The 22470-nt window shown below is 40.9% G+C and carries 21 protein-coding genes, 1 pseudogene and 1 riboswitch; of the genes and pseudogenes, 13 read left to right on the top strand and 9 right to left on the bottom strand.

Annotation, left to right across the window (positions count from 1 at the left end; genetic code table 11):
- Nucleotides 1-142 precede the first annotated feature (142 nt).
- A complete protein-coding gene (locus ACQY1Y_RS07265; protein WP_002733385.1) occupies nt 143-463 on the top strand; it encodes a GNAT family N-acetyltransferase in 321 nt (106 codons plus the stop codon).
- A 127-nt stretch (nt 464-590) separates the two neighbouring features.
- Here the strand turns inward: ACQY1Y_RS07265 and ACQY1Y_RS07260 are convergent, their stop codons facing one another.
- From ACQY1Y_RS07260 to rimI, 4 genes are all read right to left on the bottom strand, one after another.
- Nucleotides 591-1097: a DUF1269 domain-containing protein gene (locus ACQY1Y_RS07260; protein ID WP_002731545.1), complete on the bottom strand. Its 507-nt coding sequence runs from the start codon at nt 1095-1097 to the stop codon at nt 591-593.
- 98 nt (nt 1098-1195) lie between these two features.
- The gene (locus tag ACQY1Y_RS07255; protein ID WP_042790431.1) at nt 1196-1813 is read right to left on the bottom strand and encodes a CP12 domain-containing protein; all 618 of its coding nucleotides are present in this window, start codon (nt 1811-1813) and stop codon (nt 1196-1198) included.
- 90 nt (nt 1814-1903) lie between these two features.
- Nucleotides 1904-3094, bottom strand: coding sequence for a glycosyltransferase family 4 protein (locus tag ACQY1Y_RS07250; RefSeq protein ID WP_045357137.1), 1191 nt, complete (start codon nt 3092-3094; stop codon nt 1904-1906).
- A gap of 38 nt (nt 3095-3132) precedes the next feature.
- Nucleotides 3133-3711 (bottom strand): ribosomal protein S18-alanine N-acetyltransferase, encoded by a 579-nt coding sequence (rimI, locus tag ACQY1Y_RS07245; protein ID WP_430014274.1) that lies wholly within the window; start codon nt 3709-3711, stop codon nt 3133-3135.
- 630 nt (nt 3712-4341) lie between these two features.
- On the opposite strand from rimI, the gene ACQY1Y_RS07240 reads away from it, so the two are divergent.
- Together ACQY1Y_RS07240 and ACQY1Y_RS07235 are read left to right on the top strand one after the other, a co-directional pair.
- Nucleotides 4342-5322: a sodium-dependent bicarbonate transport family permease gene (locus ACQY1Y_RS07240; RefSeq protein WP_430014273.1), complete on the top strand. Its 981-nt coding sequence runs from the start codon at nt 4342-4344 to the stop codon at nt 5320-5322.
- 73 nt (nt 5323-5395) lie between these two features.
- Nucleotides 5396-5713, top strand: coding sequence for a P-II family nitrogen regulator (locus ACQY1Y_RS07235; RefSeq protein WP_002734429.1), 318 nt, complete (start codon nt 5396-5398; stop codon nt 5711-5713).
- A gap of 154 nt (nt 5714-5867) precedes the next feature.
- Here ACQY1Y_RS07235 and ACQY1Y_RS07230 read toward each other — a convergent pair whose 3' ends face one another.
- Entirely contained in the window at nt 5868-6446 is a 579-nt protein-coding gene (locus tag ACQY1Y_RS07230) for a DUF3172 domain-containing protein (RefSeq protein WP_002733879.1), read from the bottom strand.
- Between the two features lie 188 nt (nt 6447-6634).
- A riboswitch (cyclic di-AMP (ydaO/yuaA leader) is annotated at nt 6635-6765 on the top strand.
- A 232-nt stretch (nt 6766-6997) separates the two neighbouring features.
- Here ACQY1Y_RS07230 and ACQY1Y_RS07225 point away from each other — a divergent pair.
- The 4 genes and pseudogenes from ACQY1Y_RS07225 (at nt 6998) to ACQY1Y_RS07210 (ending at nt 13332) form a co-directional block, all read left to right on the top strand.
- Nucleotides 6998-8335, top strand: coding sequence for an ArsB/NhaD family transporter (locus tag ACQY1Y_RS07225; RefSeq protein ID WP_430014272.1), 1338 nt, complete (start codon nt 6998-7000; stop codon nt 8333-8335).
- A 106-nt stretch (nt 8336-8441) separates the two neighbouring features.
- A pseudogene (locus ACQY1Y_RS07220) lies at nt 8442-9614 on the top strand (glycosyltransferase family 4 protein).
- Nucleotides 9615-9665: 51 nt separating this feature from the next.
- Entirely contained in the window at nt 9666-11681 is a 2016-nt protein-coding gene (locus ACQY1Y_RS07215) for an ABC transporter ATP-binding protein (RefSeq protein WP_430014271.1), read from the top strand.
- Between the two features lie 283 nt (nt 11682-11964).
- Nucleotides 11965-13332, top strand: a complete 1368-nt coding sequence (locus tag ACQY1Y_RS07210) for a DNA cytosine methyltransferase (protein ID WP_430014270.1) — start codon at nt 11965-11967, stop codon at nt 13330-13332.
- Here the strand turns inward: ACQY1Y_RS07210 and ACQY1Y_RS07205 are convergent.
- The 4 genes from ACQY1Y_RS07205 to ACQY1Y_RS07190 form a co-directional block, all read right to left on the bottom strand.
- Nucleotides 13329-14141, bottom strand: coding sequence for a TdeIII family type II restriction endonuclease (locus ACQY1Y_RS07205; RefSeq protein WP_430014269.1), 813 nt, complete (start codon nt 14139-14141; stop codon nt 13329-13331). The two genes, ACQY1Y_RS07210 and ACQY1Y_RS07205, sit on opposite strands and share 4 nt — an antisense overlap.
- Before the next feature lie 22 nt (nt 14142-14163).
- Nucleotides 14164-14391, bottom strand: a complete 228-nt coding sequence (locus ACQY1Y_RS07200; protein WP_430014268.1) for a helix-turn-helix domain-containing protein — start codon at nt 14389-14391, stop codon at nt 14164-14166.
- Nucleotides 14392-14535: 144 nt separating this feature from the next.
- A complete protein-coding gene (locus ACQY1Y_RS07195) occupies nt 14536-14766 on the bottom strand; it encodes a type II toxin-antitoxin system HicA family toxin (protein WP_002744591.1) in 231 nt (76 codons plus the stop codon).
- Nucleotides 14763-15002, bottom strand: a complete 240-nt coding sequence (locus tag ACQY1Y_RS07190) for a type II toxin-antitoxin system HicB family antitoxin (RefSeq protein ID WP_002732327.1) — start codon at nt 15000-15002, stop codon at nt 14763-14765. Before ACQY1Y_RS07190 ends, ACQY1Y_RS07195 begins: the two co-directional genes overlap by 4 nt.
- A gap of 341 nt (nt 15003-15343) precedes the next feature.
- On the opposite strand from ACQY1Y_RS07190, the gene yhdJ reads away from it, so the two are divergent.
- The 6 genes from yhdJ to ACQY1Y_RS07160 all read left to right on the top strand — a co-directional run bounded on the left by yhdJ (nt 15344) and on the right by ACQY1Y_RS07160 (nt 22463).
- Nucleotides 15344-16231: an adenine-specific DNA-methyltransferase gene (gene yhdJ, locus ACQY1Y_RS07185; protein WP_002751178.1), complete on the top strand. Its 888-nt coding sequence runs from the start codon at nt 15344-15346 to the stop codon at nt 16229-16231.
- A complete protein-coding gene (locus ACQY1Y_RS07180) occupies nt 16212-17330 on the top strand; it encodes a restriction endonuclease (protein WP_430014267.1) in 1119 nt (372 codons plus the stop codon). The genes yhdJ and ACQY1Y_RS07180 overlap by 20 nt, the downstream gene beginning before the upstream one ends.
- Nucleotides 17331-17389: 59 nt before the next feature.
- Nucleotides 17390-19024 carry a peptide chain release factor 3 gene (gene prfC / locus ACQY1Y_RS07175; protein ID WP_002732604.1) on the top strand — a complete coding sequence of 545 codons (1635 nt, stop codon included), beginning with the start codon at nt 17390-17392 and terminating at the stop codon, nt 19022-19024.
- Between the two features lie 113 nt (nt 19025-19137).
- Nucleotides 19138-19848 carry a lysophospholipid acyltransferase family protein gene (locus ACQY1Y_RS07170; protein WP_024971105.1) on the top strand — a complete coding sequence of 237 codons (711 nt, stop codon included), beginning with the start codon at nt 19138-19140 and terminating at the stop codon, nt 19846-19848.
- A gap of 244 nt (nt 19849-20092) precedes the next feature.
- Nucleotides 20093-21073, top strand: a complete 981-nt coding sequence (locus tag ACQY1Y_RS07165; RefSeq protein ID WP_002733506.1) for a GntR family transcriptional regulator — start codon at nt 20093-20095, stop codon at nt 21071-21073.
- A 265-nt stretch (nt 21074-21338) separates the two neighbouring features.
- Nucleotides 21339-22463 (top strand): vWA domain-containing protein, encoded by a 1125-nt coding sequence (locus ACQY1Y_RS07160; protein ID WP_430014266.1) that lies wholly within the window; start codon nt 21339-21341, stop codon nt 22461-22463.
- Nucleotides 22464-22470: the final 7 nt, after the last annotated feature.

The raw sequence follows: 22470 nt of genomic DNA, 5'->3' as shown, positions 1-22470 counted from the left end.
CAGAATCTATCAAAATTCCGAAGTCACTGATTTTTTACCGAGAATTCGTCAGTTAGCCACGGATATTGAGAGTTTAAATGCCCATTTTTCCGAAAGATTAGCAACTATTCGTAATCAGGGTAATGGCAGCGATTAGTGGGCAATGATCGATCAAAAAAATAATCAGATTATCGGTTCGATAATTTTACAGAATTTACCCGATAACTACGGTTATCCTACCCCAGATAGCGAAATTGGTTGGCATTTACGGCGCGATTATTGGGGACAAGGATATATAACCGAAGCGGCTAAAGTTATTCTAGAATACGGCTTAATCACCTTACAATTGCCGATTATCTACGCAGTGGTTAATCCCGATAATTATCGCTCAATTCGTGTCACGGAAAGATTAGGAATGCAATCAATGGGATTAACGAATAAATACTACGACACTGAAGCACTTTTATTCTCGATCGAAGCTTAAAGTTCATTAATAATTATTGATTGTTTCTTATTTTATAGCTGCTGTGGTTGTCATGCTAAACCCATTCTTGTTCAAAAAGCAAAAAGGGAAATATATTCCCTTTTTCTAGCTTTTATGGACCCATATCCTAAACGGTTTCGGGTTTAACACCTCTTTGGTCGAGAACTTTCTGTAATTCCGCTTCGTCGGTTTTGGTCAAAGAAGTGCGTAACACTTTACCTCCGTAGGGGGCCACTTCATCGAGGACTTTATCGGGGGTAACTTTTTGGACGAGAACAAAGAGAGCAGAGGTACTGGGCTGCAGGGTTTCTCCCAATTCGCGCATAAAATTGTCATCCACACCGATATCACTTAAAGCACCTCCCAAAGCACCACCGGCAGCACCGAGGACGGCCCCTAATAAGGGGGATAAAAAGAGCATTCCGATTAATAACCCCCAGAAACTGCCACTAGCGGCTCCTGCTGCCGTTAAATTGACCGCTTGCTTGAGTTTAATCTGGCCATCTTTGTTTTTAACCACTACGGCAGCATCTTCTAACTCGATCAGATGTTCCTGTTGCAGTTTAGCCAAAGTTAAACGAACTTCTTCTGCTTTAAATTCGTCCTCATAGGCGATGACAAATAGATCAGCCATAGTTTTTCCTCGATATGTTAGCAAATAAAACTTTTATACACTACTTTTGCCGGATTAAAAAGTTTGAGGTATTCTCCGATACCTCAAACCCATGGAGATTAGGTGTCATAAATACGAGCTTCAAAAGCATCGGGATTTTCTTGACAGTATTCCTCAAAATAGGTTTTTTCCGGTTTTTTAGCGCGTTGGTGTGCCAATTCTGCCTGTAATTCCTCAACAATATCCCAAGCTGCGGCACAATCGGGAGAATTTGCCCCTTTTTCAGCACAGACTGCCCGGGCAATATCTCTCGCTTTGATAATCTCCGCTTCTAAATCAAGACTGCGGGGCTTTTCGACGGCGTTACCTTTATGGAGAATGTCGCTAACGGATATAACACCGAGCAAACCGCCTTTAATTACCGGTGCGAAACGAATACCGGTATTAGCAAATAAGCGGGCCACATATTCAACCCCGAGGTCGGGATTAATCACGATGCAGGGTTTGCTCATCACTTCATAGACGCGCACTTTTTGCGGATCTTGACCGAAAGCGACGACTTTATAGACAATATCGGTTTCGGTGATAATTCCGTAAGCATCTTCATCGTGACGGCGATCAACAATGAGAGTTCTAATGTTCTTTTCTCTCATCAATTGCACCGCTTTGGCAACGGTTTCAGAACCTTTAATCTTGGCCACCTCCGTGGTCATAATTTCAGCTGCTTTCATAGTCATATTTGGAGAAGTTAAGTTGTGCCTTTGTTATTTTAAGACATAAACTGACCCCTAATACTGACGGCTGACGGCTAAAAAACCGCTCCCTGATTAACGCCATTCCACCAGTTGTCGTTCTTGGACAACCAAACCATATACTGTCTCGGTTTGACGGGCTAAATTCGCCCAATGAAAGCGTTTTTCTAGGTCTTCGTAGGCGTTATTAGCTAATTCGTGGGCGTATTCAGGATGATTTAAAACCTCCAAAATGCCCCAAGCGAGGGAATCGGGATTATTGACCCGGGTGACAATTCCCGTTTGACCATGACGGACAACTTCGGGAAAACCGCAGGTATCGGAAACTACCACGGGAACCCTAGCGGCGAAACTTTCCAGGGCGACAATGCCAAAAGGTTCGTAAAGACTGGGAAAAACGGCACAATCGGCCACGGTTTGGAAGCGATCGAGGTTTTCATCGGACATAAAGCCCGTAAAATAACAATGATGCCAGATACCGAGATGCCAGGCCTGTTGTTTAAGTTTGTCGGTATTGCCGCCACCGATAATAACAAATTTAGTTTTAGCCCCAGTCTGAGCGAGGACTTTTGGGGCAGCGTTGAGTAACACCGAAACCCCCTTTTCAAAGGTCATGCGCCCGACGTAATAGACGATTTTTTCGTAATCTTCGGCATATTGATGACGAAAAGCTCGGTAATCAAAGTTAGGGTCTCTTTGCTTTTTCTCGGCCCGAATACCGTTATAAACCACATCGATTTTATCCCAGGGTGCGCCCAAGGCCCGATGGACTTCATGACGCATATAGCCGGTACAGACGATGACGCGCCAAGCATTATAGACGAGGGTTCCCTCTTTGCCGGCGATATAGCGTTGGGTGTCGGTGTGCAGTCCGTTATAACGTCCGTATTCCGTGGCGTGAATCGTGGCAATCAGGGGTATTTTAAAGAGATGTTTCAAGGCGATGGCTGCATCCCCTACTAACCAATCGTGGGCATGAACAAGGTCAAATTTTCCGTATTCGGCGATTAGTTTGCCGCCTTGTTGCCCCATGCTGTTATTCATGTTGACCACCCAATGGAAAAAGTCATTGCCGGGGGGTACGGGGACGCGGTGGATGTGAATACCTTCCACCAGTTCATAACTGGGGGCCTGACCGAATTCGATCGTGATTAAATGGACTTCATGACCGAGTTTGACGATTTCGGGATAGAGTTCGGCAACATGACGGGCGATACCGCCCACTAATCGCGGTGGAAATTCCCACGCCAAGACTAAAATCCTCATTTTTCCCTAACCTCGACCTGATTTAAGCTTGTAGGTAATCATTGCATCCCCATGGTATCTATTTTGGCTCTGGTTTCTTCCTCTAATTGCCACTCTCCCTGCCCCAGTCTGGAGAGGATTTCTTGTCGCCACTTGTTTAATTGTTCCTGAAAAGCGGCCGTTTGTAGATCGTTGCGCCAGAAAATTAGGGCCGATTCGCCAGTTTGCGAATAATAATTTTTCCGCTCTCCAGCGACGCGGAAGCCAAAATGCTCGTAGAGTGCGATCGCTGACTGGTTCGATACCCTCACCTCTAGCGTAGCCCTTTCCAGTTGTCTTTGTACAGCCTTTTCAAGCAGTTTGTAGAGAAGCAGTTTTCCTAATCCTTGTCTTTGATAGTCGGGATAAATTGCCAGGAGGGTAATATGCGCTTCTTCGAGAATTGCCCAAGAACAAGCCAATCCGATTAGGGTTTCGTCCTCCCCGTCTAGGGTAAGAATTAATAATTCACTGTTGGGGCTGTTTAATTCCCGTTCATAACCAGATAGGGTCCAAATACCGCCGAGACTGCTGCGATCAAGTGCTACCATGGCGGCAAGATGCTCTGATTTTGGGGTTTTAAGCTGGATTTTTGGCATTGATCGGGGAACGGGAGTGGGGTGTAGAGTGTGGGGTGTGGGGTGTAGAGTGTGGGGTGTGGGGGAGTGGGGAGTGGGGAGTGGGGTGTGGGGTGGTGGGGTGTGGGGAGAAGGGAGAATAAATAAAAATAGTCTCGGAGTCTCCTAAATACTGACTCCTAACCCAATAGTAGATGTGGGATTTTTGCAGGAGTTCTATTTTCTGACAAATATAAGCAAAAGTTATTTATTGACTGCAAAAACTTGATAATATTTAAATTAACATTTCGCAATATTTATAAATTCTTAAGAATTAATTGAGAAAGATTTTTATTTAACAACGATGTTATCATGGTTACAGCGATTTTACTGAATTTCATAATGGGTTATTTTGTGCTTTTTTGGGCAGCAATGGCTGAAACCCTTGCCACACCTAGAAGGTGATCCTAATTAAGACGGGTAAATCAGTCAATTTCACCCACAACGATGATCTTTTTTTTGTGTAGTTTTATTGCAAAAAAAAAGTTTTTTTGACAAAAAGCACAAAGTATGATAGAGACTAACGTATTTCTGGCTGCGAGTAATTATCATTGTCCCAGTATTCTCAAAATCGAATAGTATAGATTGAAATAACTCAATGTACGCAAACCTATGGATGGCAGCTTAATCCTGTTCAATATTCTCAATCCGCCGGTTTTGTTCTTTTTCTTAGGAATGCTGGCAGTATTTTTTAAATCCGACCTAGAGATTCCCCAACCACTGCCTAAACTCTTTTCTCTCTATCTGTTGATGGCGATTGGTTTCAAGGGAGGTTATGAACTAGCGAAAAGTGGCATCAATAACCAAATCGCTTTAACCTTGATTGCCTCCGTGGTTATGGCTTGTATCGTTCCCATTTACACTTTCTTTATCCTGAAAATTAAACTCGATAGTGCCAATGCAGCAGCGATCGCAGCAGCCTATGGTTCCATTAGTGCCGTTACTTTCATCACTGCCAGTTCTTTTTTAGAAAAACTTCATATTTCCTATGGCGGTCACATGGTAGCGGCCTTAGCTTTAATGGAATCGCCGGCGATTGTAGTGGGTTTAATCCTGGTGCGAGTCTTTAAAGAGAAAAATGGCGAAGAAGAAGCGTTTTCTTGGTCAAAGGTTCTACATGAAGCCTTTTTAAATGGTTCGGTATTTCTCTTAGTCGGTAGTGTTGTGGTTGGTATGCTGACGGGGGAAAAAGGCTGGGAAAAACTACAACCTTTCACTCAAGGGATTTTTTATGGTGCGTTAACTTTCTTTCTCCTTGATATGGGATTAGTGGCGGCGAAAAGAATCCGGGAATTAGGCAAAACTGGTTCTTTTCTCATCGGTTTTGCGGTATTCATTCCCGTCATCAATGCTATGGTGGGGATTCTCATCGCTAAGGTTCTCGGATTTGAACAGGGCAATGCTTTATTATTCGCTGTTTTGTGTGCCAGTGCCTCTTATATTGCTGTTCCTGCGGCCATGAGAATGACTGTTCCTGAAGCTAATCCTAGTTTATACGTTTCTATGGCCTTGGCTTTAACTTTTCCCTTCAATATCGTCATCGGTATTCCTCTGTACCTAGAGATGATCAAAATCATTGGCCGTGGAGTCTAAAAAGCCAGGCGGTTTTTAAATAATTCCTGTCAAAATTTTTCTCTTGCACTTATACCTTTTTTACTTAACTACCATGCTTGAATCCCCTCATCCTTCCCTACAAACTGTCAAAAAAGTGGACATAATTGTTAGTCATGCTCTTCTGGAAGAAACCTTAAGCATTCTTGATCTTGTCGGAGTTTCCGGTTATACCGTCCTTGGCAATGCTTCGGGAAAAGGCGATCGAGGTTTATCCCGTGATGACTTGGATTGTGATTACAGTGGTAACTACATTATGACGGTTTGTAATAGTGACGAACAACTTAATCGTCTGATCGATAAAATTCAGCCTTTTTTAAAAAAAGCTGGCGGAATTTTTGTAGTGACTACGGCCCAATGGCTAACTCATTAGACCTCTTGTAAAAATCAAAAATTGTCTTAGTTAATTAGGAGTCAGTCCCGATGAAAAAATTTTCACCCCCACAGATGAAAGAGGTTTCCTTCCCTACACCCCACACCCCACACCCTCTTTCAAGTCATCAGTCAGGAGAACGATCTTTTCCAGTTTAGAATTTATCTGTATCTGGTCTGGGACCAACAGCGCCAGCAGGATTAACAAAAAGATTCCCACCGGCTTCATTTTGGAAGATACAATCGATTTTCGGTTTGCCTTCCAAGGGACCGGTATAACCAAAGGTATTCATCCGGTTTTTACAACTTTGTACCTGCTGTCCATCGACTAATTTTTGTTGTTCTAAAATTGACCAGTTATTGCGTCGCAAAACGCAACCGGGTTGCATGACTGGTTGGGTAACAAAAACATTAAAGGGGTTAAGGGTGACATAAACCCGCAAATCGGTGACAATGGCGCTGGCCCCAAATTGCACGCATAATTCCGCATTGGGGGCGCTGCGATCGATTACTTCTCGGGAAGCGACGTTTTCGGGGCTAAAATTAGCGGTAGAACTGAATACCAGACCGAGACCCACTCCTAGTACAAAAATACCACCAATCAGGGCGATCATGGCATAGTTCAATTTTGCCAATAGGCCTCCGGGGGACGAAGCGCGGGAGTCATCGCCATAGGAGCGGTCATAATCACGATCACGCGATCGAGGAGGAGTATAACGAGGTCTTCTATTCATAGAAATTTCTGATGTGGCTGCTATGGCGGTCAGTCGTTAGCTATTAGCTTATCATTGTTCTATCCTAGCAACCCGGGGGATAACCGACAGGATAGGTCTGGTATAGGGCTATATCGTTTTTTTTGGGTTAGTATGCTATGGTGGATCACTAAACAGAGTAAGTCAGCCTAATCCAAGTTTCTATGCTAGATATTAGCTAGACAAATTCGGAGCGGAGGAACCACATTTGGGGGCGTATTTCTAGATTTTTTAGCCTAGAAAAGGATATCTCTCTATCCTAGCCCGTCAGCTAACTTCGTCGGCGTGGGGGGGAAGACTGAAGCATCACTACATTCCTAGTAATGTCTTGATCGGTTCAGTTATGTCGCTGGTACTACTTGATAGTCATAACTCAAAGGAGACATTGTTTATGGGGATTCTCATGTCAGCTTACCGATCACAACAATTTTAAGATTTTCCGTAGATAACCATATTTTCTATGAGTTTGCTGTACATTTTTCGAGCAAACTTTTAGTTGTATCGAGAAACCAAGAGTAAAAACAGGATCAAAAATGCTGGAATCTTTACCAATGTGGATTGCTGCGATGACTTTTATTGCAGTCATTGTGGTTATTATGTTCGAGTGGCTTCATATTACCGTAGCGGCTTTACTGGGAGCTTTAATTTTAGTTTTTACCCATATCATGACTCTCCAGGAAGCGGTGGGTTATATCAGTCGTAGTTATGCCACTCTTACCCTATTTTTTGGGGTGATGGTGTTAGTAAGAGCCTTTGAACCAACGAAAATTTTTGATTATTTAGCAGCACAAATGGTGCTTTTAGCCAAGGGACAGGGCAAATTATTATTAATAGGAATTGTTGCCATTACTACCCCGATCTGTGCGGTATTACCCAACGCCACCACGGTGATGTTATTAGCACCTTTAATTCCGCCCTTAGCTCAAGATATAGGGGTAGATTTTGTGCCTCTCTTAATCCTGATGGTTTTCGTAGCCAACAGTTCTGGATTATTAACTATTGTTGGTGATCCCGCTACTTATATTGTTGGTGATTCTATTAATATCACCTTCATGGAATACCTACAGCGTTTAAGTTTAGGTGGTGCCTTGGCAGTGATTACCATTCTGGTTATGTTACCTTGGTTATTCCCCACGATCTGGCGGACAAAATTCGAGCATTTAGAAGACTTACCCCATCCGAAAATTAATCATCCTCGCGTCTTAGCTTTGGGGGGAATTATCGTCTTTTTGGTCTTATTTTTATTCGTCGTCGGCGAATCTTTTCCTGTACCCCTTGCTCCTGCTGCCGTTGCTCTGATGGGGGCAGCTTTAGCCCTACTTTTAGCCCAGCAATCGAAGATAGATACGGTGCATAATATTCTCCGGGATGTGGACTGGAGTACCCTATTATTTTTTATGTCGATTTTTGTGCTAATTGGCGGTTTAGAAAAAACTGGCGTAGTTAATAGTGTATCGGGACTTCTGGCGATAATTTTAGGCAAAAATATCTTTTTAGGTTCTCTAGTCTTGCTGTTTTTTGTCGGACTTGTTTCCAGTGTCGTTCCGAATATTCCCCTAGTGGTGGCCATGGTTCCACTACTGAAACAGTACCTTGTTAATGTTAATTTAGTCGGAGCGGAGGTTCTTTCCCCCGATTATGCCGGTTCTTTTCCCCCAGAAGTTTTACCGCTTTTCTATGCGATGATGTATGGAGCCACCCTAGGGGGTAATGGTACTTTAGTGGGAGCTTCTTCTAATATTGTCGCCGCCGGCATCGCCGAACAACACGGGGGCAAAATTACTTTTCATACCTTCCTGCGCTACGGTTTACCGGTGATGTTTACTCAGTTAGTCGTCTCGGCTATGTATATGTTAGTTTTCTTTGTCTAGTCTATCTCTGGGGATATTAATGTTAAGTCCGTTTAAGATTGACAAAATCGTTAACATTGATTAACATTCTTCTATCGTGCTAGATAATCTGGATTGAGCGGCGATCATGAACAAAAAAATCTCTGTTTTAGCACCAGATTTATCCGGTGGTGGTGGCACAAGAGTCTATTTGATTGCTCAAGTCTTGCAACAGCTAAACTGTCAGGTGACGGTTTATGGTCCGATTTTTGGCTGGGAAATCTATCCAACCCCACCGGGGAATATAGCGGTGGTATCGGTCAAAGGCAATAATTATCCCCAGTTTTTTGGCCAGATCAAAACTTTACTTGATCGCCTCTCCAGAGAGATTATCTACGCGGTTAAACCCCGTCCCACCAGTTTCGGCATCGGTTTACTGAAACGTTTTTTTTCCCACGTCCCCTAATTCTCGATATTGACGATTGGGAAATGAGTTGGTTTGGTGGTGATCGATGGTCCTATCGTCCTTATCCCCGACAATTAGCTAGGGATATACTCAAAAAAATGCTGCGCTTAGGGAATTCCGAATCACCCTCTTTATCTGTGCTGGCTGGAAAATTTAATTAACCGTGCCGATGCGGTGACGGTTAATAATCAATTTTTGCAAAAGCGTTATGGGGGGATTTATTTACCGAATGGCAAGGATACGTAACTTTTCGATCCCAATCTTTACGATCCCGTCGCTTGTCGTCAAAAATACGGTTTATCTGCCTATAAAGTCTTAATGTTCCAGGGTACAGCTAGACCCCACAAAGGTTTAGAAGATGTCTTAATCGCTTTAGATCAAATTGGTGATCCTGATTTTAAATTGGTGGTGGTGGGAGGTCGCCAAATCGGGGATGGTTATCTGGATAGTTTGCTAGAAAAAGGTCAACCTTGGTTAATTCATTTACCTGCTCAACCGATCGATCAAATGCCGGAAGTTATTGCCGCTGCCCATGCTATTATCGTTCCCCAGAGGGATGAAGCTACGGCTAACGCCCAATTTCCGATTAAACTCACCGATGGTATGGCGATGGCTAAACAGATTATTTCCACTAAAGTGGCAGATATTCCCGAAATTTTAGCTGATATTGGCTATTTAGTCGAACCTCGATCGCCAGAACAACTAGCTGCTATGATTAGCGAAGTTTTTAATCATCTCGACTCGGCTAATGCACGAGGAATAAAAGCGAGAGAGCGCTGTATCGCCTCCTATAGTACCACCGCCATGGCGACAACTCTCTCTCGCCTAATTACTTCTCTGGAAGCAAAATATTAGAGTCTAGCGAGTAGGATAATTGACCGTTCACTGTTTACTTTATTACTTGCGATGAATCCTAATCAAATTCTGCTTAAATATACGCTGAAACACTGGATATTAGTGGTTTCCAGCATTATTATCGGGTTTGTCAGTACCATATTTAATGGGGTAGGAGCTATTTTAGTTATCCCCTTACTAATTTATTTTATTAATCCCGAAAATGATATCTTAAAAAATGCCCCCCACATTATCAAAAAGCTGCTCTCCGTTTTCGAGGTTTTCTCGGTCGATACTCGTTTTTTCTGGATGTTTGCGTCGATATTATTGATTTTAATTCTCAAGCACATTACCAATTTTGTCAGTAATTTGCTAGGTACTTACTTGTCTTTGATTATGGCAAGAGATATGCGAATTGATTCAGTTATTCTGCTGCTAGAAGTGGATATAGATTATTATGTAAAAAGTAAAATAGGAGATATTTTTAATCGTTTCATGTCGGAGATTAATCGAGCCGTGGGATCAATTAGAAATTACATTGGCTTGGTTAAGATTGTCGCCACAGCTTTCATGTACTTGGCTATTTTATTATCAATTTCTTGGCAATTAACTATTATTTCTAGTGTTTTGGGTGGCTTTTTAGCTCTGCTTAATCAATACTTTGTCAAGAGATCAAAAAAGTTTGGAGAGATTATCACCGTAACGGCTAAACAGCAAAGTAATAAACTGTTGGAACTGTTAACGGGAATTCGCCTAATTAAAGCAGTAGGAAATGAAAGATACGAATTAAAATCTATTGTGGAAGATATCGAAGCTAGGGAGAAAGCGGGTTTAGATGCCCAGACTAATAATGCTGTAATCGGACCGCTCAATGAGATCGGTGGGGTAATTATTATTGCTTTAATTATCATTGCTGGTCGTTATCTTTTTAATGAACAACTGCAAGCTTTAGCGACAATTTTATTGACCTATCTCTATGTGCTTTTCCGGGCCTTGCCGATGGTTAGTCAAATTAACGGTGTTAGGAGTAGTCTATTGGTTGATGTTTCCGCAGTGGAGGTGGTAGCGGATTTTCTCATTCGAGAGAATAAACCATTTATGACTAATGGCTCTATTCCCTATCAAAGATTAGAGACAGGTATTCATTTTGATAACGTCCAATTTTCCTATCCCAGTCATCAAGAATTAGTTCTCAAGGGCATCGATCTGTGGATTCCAAAAGGAAAAATGATCGCTCTTGTTGGTGCTTCGGGGGCGGGAAAATCGACAATTGCTGATTTATTACCACGCTTTTATGATCCTACAGCCGGGAGAATTCTTTTTGACGGTCACGATTTACGCCATTATGATCTCAAATCCTTGAGAAAAGCGATGGGAATAGTCAGTCAAGACACTTTTCTCTTTAATCATTCTCTCCGTTTTAATATTGCCTACGGATTAAGCGATGTTAGTGATACAGAAATTTTAGAAGTGGCAAAAAGGGCGAATGCCTACGAGTTTATCTCCAAACTGCCGGAAGGACTGGATACGGAAATTGGCGATCGGGGAGTGAGACTTTCGGGAGGACAAAAACAAAGATTAGCGATCGCTCGTGCCTTACTGCGAGAGCCAGATATTCTCATTCTCGATGAAGCCACCAGTGCTTTGGATACAATTTCTGAGCGTTTAGTACAGGAAGCGATCGATGAACTCTGTCGCGAGCGGACTACTCTTGTGATCGCTCACCGTCTTTCCACTGTTCAAAAAGCCTATCAAATTGTGGTGCTGGACAAGGGAAAAGTGGCAGAAATCGGCAATCATGAGGAATTATTAGCTCAAGGTGGTCATTATGCCCGTTTACACGCTCTGCAATTTAGTGATAGCAAAGAGGCTGACTCTAAGAATAGGGAAGATGAGCAAAAAAGAAAAGCTTATTTATCCTACGAAGCGAGAAGCAGTCTTAATAGTCTTTTAGGTTCTTTGCGTCTGGTATCTGAAGATTTAATCGATGATTCTCAGGAGAAACAGGAAATTTTAGAAGAATCCTGTAGTTCAGCTATGCGACTTCTCCGCATTATCGAAGACTACGAGTATTCCTCGACTCGATAGATCTCCTGCAAAAATCAAAAATCTTCCGTTAGGTGAGGAGTCAGGAGACAGGAGACAGGAGACAGGAGACAGGAGACAGGTTTTGGGGGTTGGGGTTTTGGGGTTTTGGGGTTTTAGTTCAATTTCCCCACTTCCCCACACCCTACACCCCACACCCTACACCCTCTTTCAAGTCAGGAGACAGGAAATTTGCAGGAGGTCTCTAGAAAAAAAACTTAAGTTATACTAAAATAATTAGTACAGATAGGCATCTTCCCAGACGGTGAAAAGGAATTATTGACCCTTGAAAACCACAGTTAAAGTCAGCAGACAAACCCAATTACCCCTACATCTAGTTATTACCCATCCCCAGTATCGTTTTGTCGATTTATTCGCGGGAATCGGTGGGTTTAGAATCGCTTTGGAGAAATTGGGAGGACGTTGTTTAGGCTATTCAGAAATCGATAAACAGGCCATCCAAGTTTATCAACAAAATTTTATTAGCTATCTCAACAGCGATGAAATTGCTTTCGGAGATGTGAGTAAAATCAGCAATTTACCCGATAATCTTGATCTTATTGTCGGCGGCGTTCCCTGTCAACCTTGGTCGGTGGCGGGATGTTTACGGGGATTTGAAGATCCCCGGGGAAAACTCTGGTTTGATGTGATTAAATTAGTCCAGAAAAGTCAACCGAAAAGCTTTATTTTCGAGAATGTCAGTGGTTTAGCTAGTCCTCGCAATCGGGAGAATTTAGAGTTAATTATCGATGAATTAACTAGCTGTGGTTATCAAGTTTACTGGCAGTTATTAAATGCCTACGATTTTGGTTTACCCCAGAATCGCGAGAGAGTTTTTATCGTAGGAATTAGAAAAAATATAGATAACTATGAGCGGTTTAAATTTCCTTTACCTTTGGGTATCCATCCGAAGGTTTTGGATATTTTAGAAGACATCAAGAATATTCAACCCGTCGAGAAAGTTAAGTTATCTGCGGATACTTTATTTAATGGTTTTGTTCCTCCATCGAGAACTCGTTTTCAAAAAGAAGATGAATTAAATGACTTCTTTATTTTTTCTGATTTAAGAAATGGTCACACAACTATTCATTCTTGGGATATTATCAAAACTACGGAACGACAAAAAAGTATCTGTTTAGCTTTGCTGAAATTAAGACGCAGTAAAAAGTATGGCGAAAAAGATGGTCATCCCGTGGCTTTTTCTACTTTTTTGGAAATTATACCCGACCTAAAAATCGAGGAACTAAATCAGTTAGTTTCTCTCGGTATTTGTTGGCAAACGACCGCAGGTAAGTATGAATTTATTAACTCGAAAAATATGACGGGAATTAACGGCATTTATCGGATTATTTTACCGACGGCCGATATTATTCCTACCCTAACCGCTACGGGTGCTAAAGATTATATTGCTACTATTTCAATTACCGCTACTCATCCCCAAGAATACAAACAATTGTTTTTAAAGAAAATCTATAAACCCAAAAAGTTTCGAGAAATTACTCCCCAAGATGCGCGTAAATTACAAGGATTCCCCGATAATTTTATCTATCATCCACAGTCAGCTATCGCTAAAAAACAATTCGGAAACGCTGTTCCTGTACCAGTGGTGGAGGCAGTAGCAAGAAATTTACTGGAAATAATTTTACCAAATTAATTATCTAGATAATTACGAAACTTTTGTCTATACTTGTTGATAAATGCTTGATCTTTTTGAAGATCGATAAAAGCTTCTTTAATTAATGACCAAGTATTGATTTTACCAGAACAAAAATCCCAAAATTCATTTTCAACCCATATATCATGATGTTCCTCTAGAGGATACATTTTATTTCCCTGTGATTGCCACCATGTTTGAGGTAAGAAAGGATTAAAAGGAATAACAATTCTTGTGTGAATACTTGCTAAAGGTTCACGGGACAGCCGATAACAATACCAATCTAACAACTGGTCGCTAAATCTAGAACCATCTCCCCTATTAAGATGTGTAGCTTTTAAATCAAACACATACTCAATATTGTCTTTGATTAAATAAATATCTACTCCATGACCAGAAGGAGGATCGATATAATTGAGGTTATTCCTATTTATTTTCTTAGCTACTACTCTAAGTCTTTCAATGCACTCTGTCATGGATATTTTTTGTTCTTTCGATTTTCTGAGACTTTTTAAATTATCGAGTTCACTTCTTAAGTCTTGAGGAAATGGACTAGGTTGTAAAAGTTTTTTATCCTGCTTATATAAAATACGAAATCCATTATCTTTGGCTAAAAAGGTTGCTAATTTTTCCCAGAAAGTAGTTCCCATGCTTGTCGTTAGTCCAGTCATCACAGAACTAATCTGTCTCTCTTCTGGAAATAAATAATCTAAAATATGATGATTCCTAGGTTTGGGTTTTTTAAAATAGTTTTCTATTGAGTTTTTAATTAGCTTTTGAATTTCTATCACTAACTGGTTATTATCCATACTGAATTGCAATTAATCAAATTTATAGATCAGCAAAAAGAGCAGCAATAGATATATCAAGTGCTTTGGCTAACTTTTCGATATTTTCTAAAGATACATTACACTTACCAAGTTCGATACTGGAAATATAAGTTCGGTGCAGTTCCGCTTTTTCAGCTAAGATTTCTTGAGATAAGTCAAGTTCCCTTCTGCGTCTTCTGATAGCTTTACCAAAACGATGTTTGATATCTAAGGATTCTTTTTGTGCCACAGATCAATTATCAAGAAAGTGTATGAGACATTTCTACAGATTATAATTCACATTTTGCAGATTATAATTTACATTTTGTCTAAAACATTGCTTCGTTCCTCTTAAAGTACAATTGCTGCTATCGCTTCGACTATCTTTTAACTCTTATTTTCGTAACAACTCGAAAAATGTTTCTTTATCAAGACCAATATCTTGAATCATACCCATGAGAGTACCTTGCTTAATATCTTTTCCTGAATGAATAGGGATCACAACCCTACATCCACCACTATTTTTGTAAATAGCATGGCTACCTTTTTGACGATCCAAATAAAAGCCCAATTTTTCAATAACTTTAATAAACTCCTTGACTTTAACTGCGGGATACTGACTCATATTAAAATATTTAAAGGCTTAAAAATCAAATCTTCTTTGGGAATGGGTTGATGATCAGCTATCAAACTTTCGAGGTACAATTCCATAGCTTCTGTAATATTGACAATCGTTTCTTCAAAAGTGTCTCCTTGAGAATGACAACCTTTAAGCGCAGGACAAAAAGCGTGATAACCACCGTCTGACTCTTTTTCTAGAATAACGGTGTAGTTATAAATTTGTTTGGTATTATCACTCATAACACTATCAGTTGTGGATTTTAAACTATCCTAGTTACACTTAAGAAATGCTGGATAAAACACAAAAATTTTACCTGTCAACCCCTCCACCCCAATTATGTCAAAATTATTTGACCAATAGTTGACATTCGATACATTGTTTAACAATATTTACAATACTTTGTAATTTTGTTGACAAATATAAATTTTCCCAACAAATCTTATAGGATTGATCTTGAAGCCCTCAGCTTAATTGAAAAATAAAGAACTAAAAGTGGATGTTCTGATATCTGAAAAATTCTCTAGGTGCTGAACGCTAATAGCTAGTAAAAATCCAACTACTTTAAATTGAAAAAATGATCATGTTTAAACGATACGAAGCTGATGAGCAAGTTATATTTCATGGTGATTCTTTGCCGATTTTATCCAGTGAGATTGCCTCTAATTCTGTAGATCTAATTTTTCTCGATCCTCCCTATAATATAGGTAAGCATTTCGCCGATTTTTACGACAAATGGGAATCGGAAAATGATTATATAAATTGGGCAAATCAAATTCTTGATCAGTGTCTTCGTATCTTGAAACCCCAGGGAACATTATATGTTATGGCCAGCACTCAAGCAATGCCTTACTTTGATCTTTACTTAAGACAAAAAATGACGATTCTTAGTCGCATTATCTGGCATTATGATAGTTCAGGAGTACAAGCAACAAAATACTTTGGTTCGATGTATGAACCAATACTTCACTGTGTGAAAGATAAAAATAATTACACTTTTAATTCAAAGGATATTAAGATAGAAGCAAAAACCGGAGCAAAACGAAAACTAATTGATTATAGAAAAGCGATTCCGAGTCAATACAATACAGAGAAAGTACCGGGCAATGTCTGGTATTTCCCTAGGGTAAGATATCGCATGGATGAATACGAAAATCATCCCTCACAAAAACCTGAATCATTGCTAGAAAGAATTATTTTGGCCAGCACTGACAAGAGTGGAATTGTGCTTGATCCATTTGCAGGAACTTTTACAGCTGCAGCTGTAGCTAAACGTTTGGGAAGAATTTCTATTAGTATAGAATTACAAGAGGAGTATTTAAAAATTGGTCTTCGACGGATTCTCGGATGGCAAGAATACAAGGGAGAAAAGTTACTCCCTCCTCAAAAAAGCTATAGTAGAAAAAGCGAAAATAAACAAGAATCTAACTTTGTACAGGAGAGTCTTTTCGATGTCGATAGTAAAGCATGAATTCACCAAGATAATTATTAAAATTATCGATAATTACTTTCCCAATCAGGGAAATAGCATTTTAAATGCTAGTGAGTTATTGCAATATTTGAACATTAAAACTAGAGCCGCTAATCGAGGTTCTAAATCCCGAGCAGGATTGGCTAATCATTATGCCATTTATGTTTTAGTGGAAGACTATATTAATAATGAGTTTCATCTTAAGGATGGATACGACGAGTATCAAGGCGCTCAGTATATGACACTTTTTCGCAGGCAAAGGGAGCTTCCTTTTGGCGATAAATTACAAAATCATGCTCTCAATCATCGATTAAATCAGGAATTTAAAAAGTATTTTCCCACTTTATCTTATCTGCCTATAATTAGAGATGTTAAAACCAATAGATACTGGATTAATGAGAATCTAATTAAGTTTTATCTAGAGGGTAATCAAGTTAATATTGCGCCAGTGATTATAGATATAATTGATGCCTATGTGCAAACAAGACAAAAAGCATTTAATCAATTTATCAGCTATTGTCAACAGATGATTGATATTCAACAGCAAGATCCCCAGAAAGCCATTGAATTTATTCGGAGTTTACTCAGACCAAACATTGATGCTAGAGTTTTTGAGATTGTCAGTTATGCAATTCTTAAAGAGTATTATGGGGAACAGAAAATATATTGGAGGTGGTCGCCTGATCGCTTAAACTCTGAATACTTACTTTTATATAAAACTGGTCGAACAAATGCCAATGACGGGGGGATAGATTTTGTCATGAAACCCCTAGGTCGATTTTTTCAAGTTACGGAAACGATAGCTGCTGATAAATATTTTTTAGATATTGATAAAGTGCAAAAATATCCCATTACTTTTGTGGTTAAAACCGAGCAGACTTGCGAGGAAATTTTAGAAAAAGTTGCGGAGCAAGCTAAGATAAGATACAAGATCAGGGCAATTGTCGAAAGATATCTAGAATCTGTAGAGGAAGTGATCAATATTCCCGAATTAATCAACCGTTTTGAGCGGGTTTTAGCTCAAGGTAAAGGAGGAGCGGTAATTGCAGAAATGGTTTTACAGAGCCGGATTGAGTTTAACCTAGAATCAGAGCCATAAAGATATCTAACTCCCCAGCTAAACTAGAATAGAAAGATAGGAAAGCGATCGAAATTAGAATGACGACCGAAATTGAAAAAGAACTAGAAACCAGCGAAGCTGTCTTGGAAAAACGGCGAAATTTTGCCATTATCTCCCACCCTGACGCGGGAAAGACCACCCTGACCGAAAAACTGTTACTATACGGGGGTGCAATCCATCAAGCGGGTGCAGTCAAAGCAAGACGCGACCAACGCAAGGCCACCTCCGACTGGATGGAAATGGAAAAACAAAGGGGAATTTCGATTACTTCCACGGTTTTACAGTTCGATTATCGTGATTTTCAGATTAATCTCCTCGATACTCCCGGCCACCAAGATTTTAGCGAAGATACCTATCGTACCCTAGCCGCTGCCGATAATGCAGTGATGTTAATCGACGCGGCCAAAGGTTTGGAACCCCAAACGAGAAAACTCTTTGAAGTGTGCAAACTGCGGCAGTTACCCATCTTTACCTTTGTTAACAAAATGGATCGCCCCGGCCGCGAACCTCTGGATTTATTGGACGAAATCGAGCGAGAATTAGGATTACAGACCTATCCCGTCAATTGGCCGATCGGGATTGGCGATCGCTTTCGGGGAGTTTTTGATCGAGCCACCCAGACCATACACCTGTTTGAACGTCGCTCCCACGGCTCTCAGGAGGCGCAGGAAACCGTGATCGAGCTTGGCGACCCCAAAATTGAGGATTATCTCGAAAAAGACCTGTATTACCAGTTAAAAGAGGATATAGAACTACTCTCGGAATTGGGTGCAGAATTGGATTTGCCAGCAGTCCACGCAGGAGAAATGACCCCGATCTTTTTTGGTAGCGCCATGACCAATTTTGGGGTGAAATTATTCCTAGAATCCTTCCTCGACTATGGATTACCACCCAGAGGACGCAATTCCTCCCTCGGTGTCCTTGATCCCACCTATCCCGATTTCACCGGTTTTGTCTTTAAACTGCAAGCAAACATGGATCCCAAACATCGCGACCGGGTGGCCTTTGTGCGGGTATGTACGGGGAAATTCGAGAAGGATATGGTAGTAAACCACGCTAGAACCGGTAAAACTATCCGTTTATCCCGTCCTCAGAAACTTTTTGCCCAAGATCGCGCAGTTATTGAAGAAGCTTATCCCGGAGATGTGATCGGATTGAATAACCCCGGGGTCTTTGCGATCGGTGATACGATTTATATGGGTAAAAAGCTCGAATACGAAGGTATTCCCTGTTTTTCTCCGGAATTATTCGCCTATCTCAGAAATCCTAACCCTTCCAAGTTCAAACAGTTTCAAAAAGGAGTCTCGGAATTACAGGAAGAAGGGGCCGTACAGATATTATCCTCGATCGATGAATTTAAACGCGACCCGATTTTAGCCGCCGTCGGTCAATTACAGTTTGAAGTGGTGCAATTCCGTCTTTTAAGCGAGTACGGAGTCGAAACTACCCTCGAACCCCTAGCCTATAGTTTAGCCCGTTGGGTAGCCGGGGGTTGGGCCGCTTTAGAAAAAGCAGGTAAACTCTTTAATACTTTAACTGTCAAAGATTATTGGGGTCGTCCCGTCTTATTATTCAAAAATGAGTGGAATTTACAGCAAGTTAAAGAAGATCATCCCTCTTTGCAATTAAACTCGATCGCACCGGTAGGATCGGGAGTAGAACCGCAATCCTAACCATTAATCCCCCAAGACAATTGCCGAACTGGTCAGGACAAGATAGCGACCCCCCAGACAACTAGACTAAAGTAGAAGTGGTCAGAAAGTCTCGATCTTCCCTAACACTTCGGATGTCTCAAAGCACTATCGTTGACGAGTCCCTCACCATTAGAAAAAGTCCTGCTGTCAATTCCCGAATTAATCCCTGTTTAATTCGCTTTTGTTATTTTCTGGGAAATTATCTAGTTTTACCAGCTTTTTTCAGCAAAATAACGGTTACGGGCCAGGAAAATATCCCCCTAACGGGGGGTGTCATCTTGGCACCTACCCATCGGTCCCGTTGGGATGCACTGATTTTACCCTACGCGGTGGGACGTTTAGTTAGTGGACGGGATTTGCGCTTTATGGTTTCCGCTAACGAGATGAAAGGGGTACAAGGTTGGTTTATCCAACGTTTGGGGGGTTTTCCCGTCAACACTGATCACCCCGGTATGGGTAGTCTGATCCACAGTGTCGAACTTTTGGCCGCAGGGGAAATGGTGGCGATTTTTCCGGAAGGGGGTATCTGTCGCGATCGAGTGGTTCATCCTCTTAAACCGGGGGTAGCGCGGATCGCGTTGGAAGTTAAGACCATCAAACCCGATGCAGATATCAAGATTTTGCCTGTAAGCATTAGTTATAATCAGCCTTACCCCGGATGGGGAAGCGAAGCGACAGTAAACATCGGTCAAGGGATTAATGTGCTTGATTATCAACAAAATTCGCTAAAACGGGAAACTGTCCGCTTAACCAAAACCTTGAGCGATCGCTTAAAACTTCTCCACGAGGATCAATCACCTTAATCAGCTGTTGACTATCTACCCCATGAGTGGGGTTTCAGGGACGGATTAAAATGATTGTTTTAACTATTTTTAAGCAAAAAAGTAGCTTTTATAGTTTAAATAAATAATATCTTGTTTTTTTCTGCTTCTAGCTCCTGAATACTGCCTCGGAAACCCCTCAGATCGGTGAAGATGTCCGATTGTTGCAGGGGGTCTAATGATAGAATGGGTATCAGCGAAAGTAGTTTGTGAGTGAAGTGATCCGATGCAGTTCCAAATCCAGCCAGACAGTGAAATCCCCGCCTCTAAGCAATTATTTGACCAAATTCGCTTCGCTATCGCCTCTCGTCAGTATCCACCGGGCCATCGTTTACCTAGTACCCGTCAACTAGCTATGATCACGGGATTACACCGTAATACGATAAGTAAAATTTATCAACAACTGGAAAACGATGGGTTAGTGGAATCCATAGCAGGTTCGGGGATTTATGTCAAGGCTCGCGGACATGAAAACGATAATTTATTGGGTTCGCCCCTATTGGAACAAAATCCAGAAATAGGCCGACTAATTAGCCAGAGTTTGGCTAGTTTTCTCGCTCAAGGTTTAACTCTAGAGCAAATTCGCGAGTTATTACTGGCGGAAATCGATTGGCGATCGCAGTGTCGTTCTCAAGTTCTTGTCACCATTCCCCGTCACGATTTGGGTGCAGGAGAACTAATGTTGAGAGAATTAGAGCAATCCCTCAAAATTCCCGTCCAATTAGTGGCAATGGAGGATTTAGCCCAAGTTTTAGCCAATACTAAATCTGCCACTGTTGTCACCAGTCGCTATTTTATCAGTGTAGCGGAGGAAATTGCCGCTCCTTTTCACCTGCGAGTTATTCCCATCGATATCTACGATTACAGCAAAGAATTGGCATTAATCAAAAAATTACCCACCGATAGCCGTTTAGGGATTGTCAGTATTAGCACCGGTATTATTAAGGTGGCCGAAATTTTAATTCATAGTTTACGGGGTGATGTATTAGTTATGTCCGCTCAAATTCATGAAACGGATGAGTTAAGAGTTTTAGCCAGAACTTCCCAGACAATTATCAGTGATCAAGCGAGTTATACTTTAATTAAAAATCTAATTAATGAAGTGCGATCGGATTTAATTCGTCTGCCAGAAATTATCTGTAGTGATAATTATATTGGGGATAAATCAATTCAATTGCTCAGACGAGAATTAGGATTAGGTGGTTAGATGATAAACTAGGAACCATTTTAACCTCTGAATCTCCCCCAATCCCTTTACTGTTGCCTCTTGCAAGAGTGCCTTATCTCAACAAGCAATTTAAATGCGCGGGCAGCTTAACTTTAAAATTTATTTTACTCTATGGTTACTATTGACAATAACCTAGGGCAAGTCGAGAATAAAAGCGAAAAAAACTTTTAAGAAGTATTAATTTTTTAGTACAATGGGGCAAGGATAGGGATAAGCTCAATTTTTCACTCTCGAACGAGGCTAAATGAAAAGTGCTGACTGTTTAACGGTATCCCCCGGGGAACCGCTTACCGATTGGCAAAAACTGGGATTAGATTTGGTGGCTCGTTGGCAGGGACGAGATGTTATCCTAGCGATCGATCTTACCGGTAGTGTTAACTTTAATGATGAAGGACGCACGCGCCTCGGTCAAATTATTCGCGATAGTTTAAAAAATAACGATTCCGTTTATTTAGTCCCCTTTGCTGATAATGTTCAACCGATTGCAGAACCGATTTTAATTCGGAGTCAGGAAGATATAGACGCGGTTTTAAAAGCGATTCCCTGGCAATCTAGCCAAAGTGCTAAAAATACCGATATTCAGCGAGCAGAATGGCACGTTTATACTCGACTGGCACGCTTAAATCAGTGTCGTTTAACTGCCAATCAAGCTATCAAACCCCAGTCGGTAGTTTGGATTACCGATGCACCCCTTTCTACCGCTGCGGGAATTACTTCCCAACAGTGGATAGAAACCCCAAAAAATAGCCCTTTTCGTCTTGCTGATGCTCCCGAAAGTTTGGAGAGACAAAACTGGCTTAATTCCCTACCAATTAATCTAAGAACCCAAGAAATTACCGCCACTAACGGCAATAAATATAAACTATCAGTTGTCGATATTGCTCCCACAGCACAAGAGTTTTGCACTCCCGCACCGGGAGGACAAGAAACCTGTTTGATTAATCCTTATCTCTTGAGTCAGTTATGGTTGTCAGCATTGGTAATTACATTAATGGGAATTGGGGGAATAGTAGCGAGTATTTTGGGAATTCGTCATTGGTTGCTGTTAAATACTGCTTGGACTATTGAAGTCTCCTCTAATGATGATGAAGATGAAACCCAAAAATATATTTTAAAAACATCCGAAAGAATTAACATCGGTGGTGAAGAACATAAGAAGAATACCTTTTCTCATGCAGGGGAAGAAATTCGCTGCTATTTAGAAAGACGCGGCAATCAGTTATATCTGAAACCCAGTAAACAAGCAGAGATTTTTTATCGAGGTAATCAACTAACTCAGGAGGTGAAGATAGATAAAAATTACCTGACTTTAACCTATCACCATAACCATCAAGATTTCGACCTACAAATTCAGATTAGTAAAAAATAACTCAGGA

Source organism: Microcystis ichthyoblabe FBCC-A1114 (assembly GCF_050500245.1).
GTDB lineage: Bacteria > Cyanobacteriota > Cyanobacteriia > Cyanobacteriales > Microcystaceae > Microcystis > Microcystis ichthyoblabe_A.
Note: the sequence above shows the minus strand (reverse complement) of the source record. Positions and strands in the feature narration are given on the sequence as shown.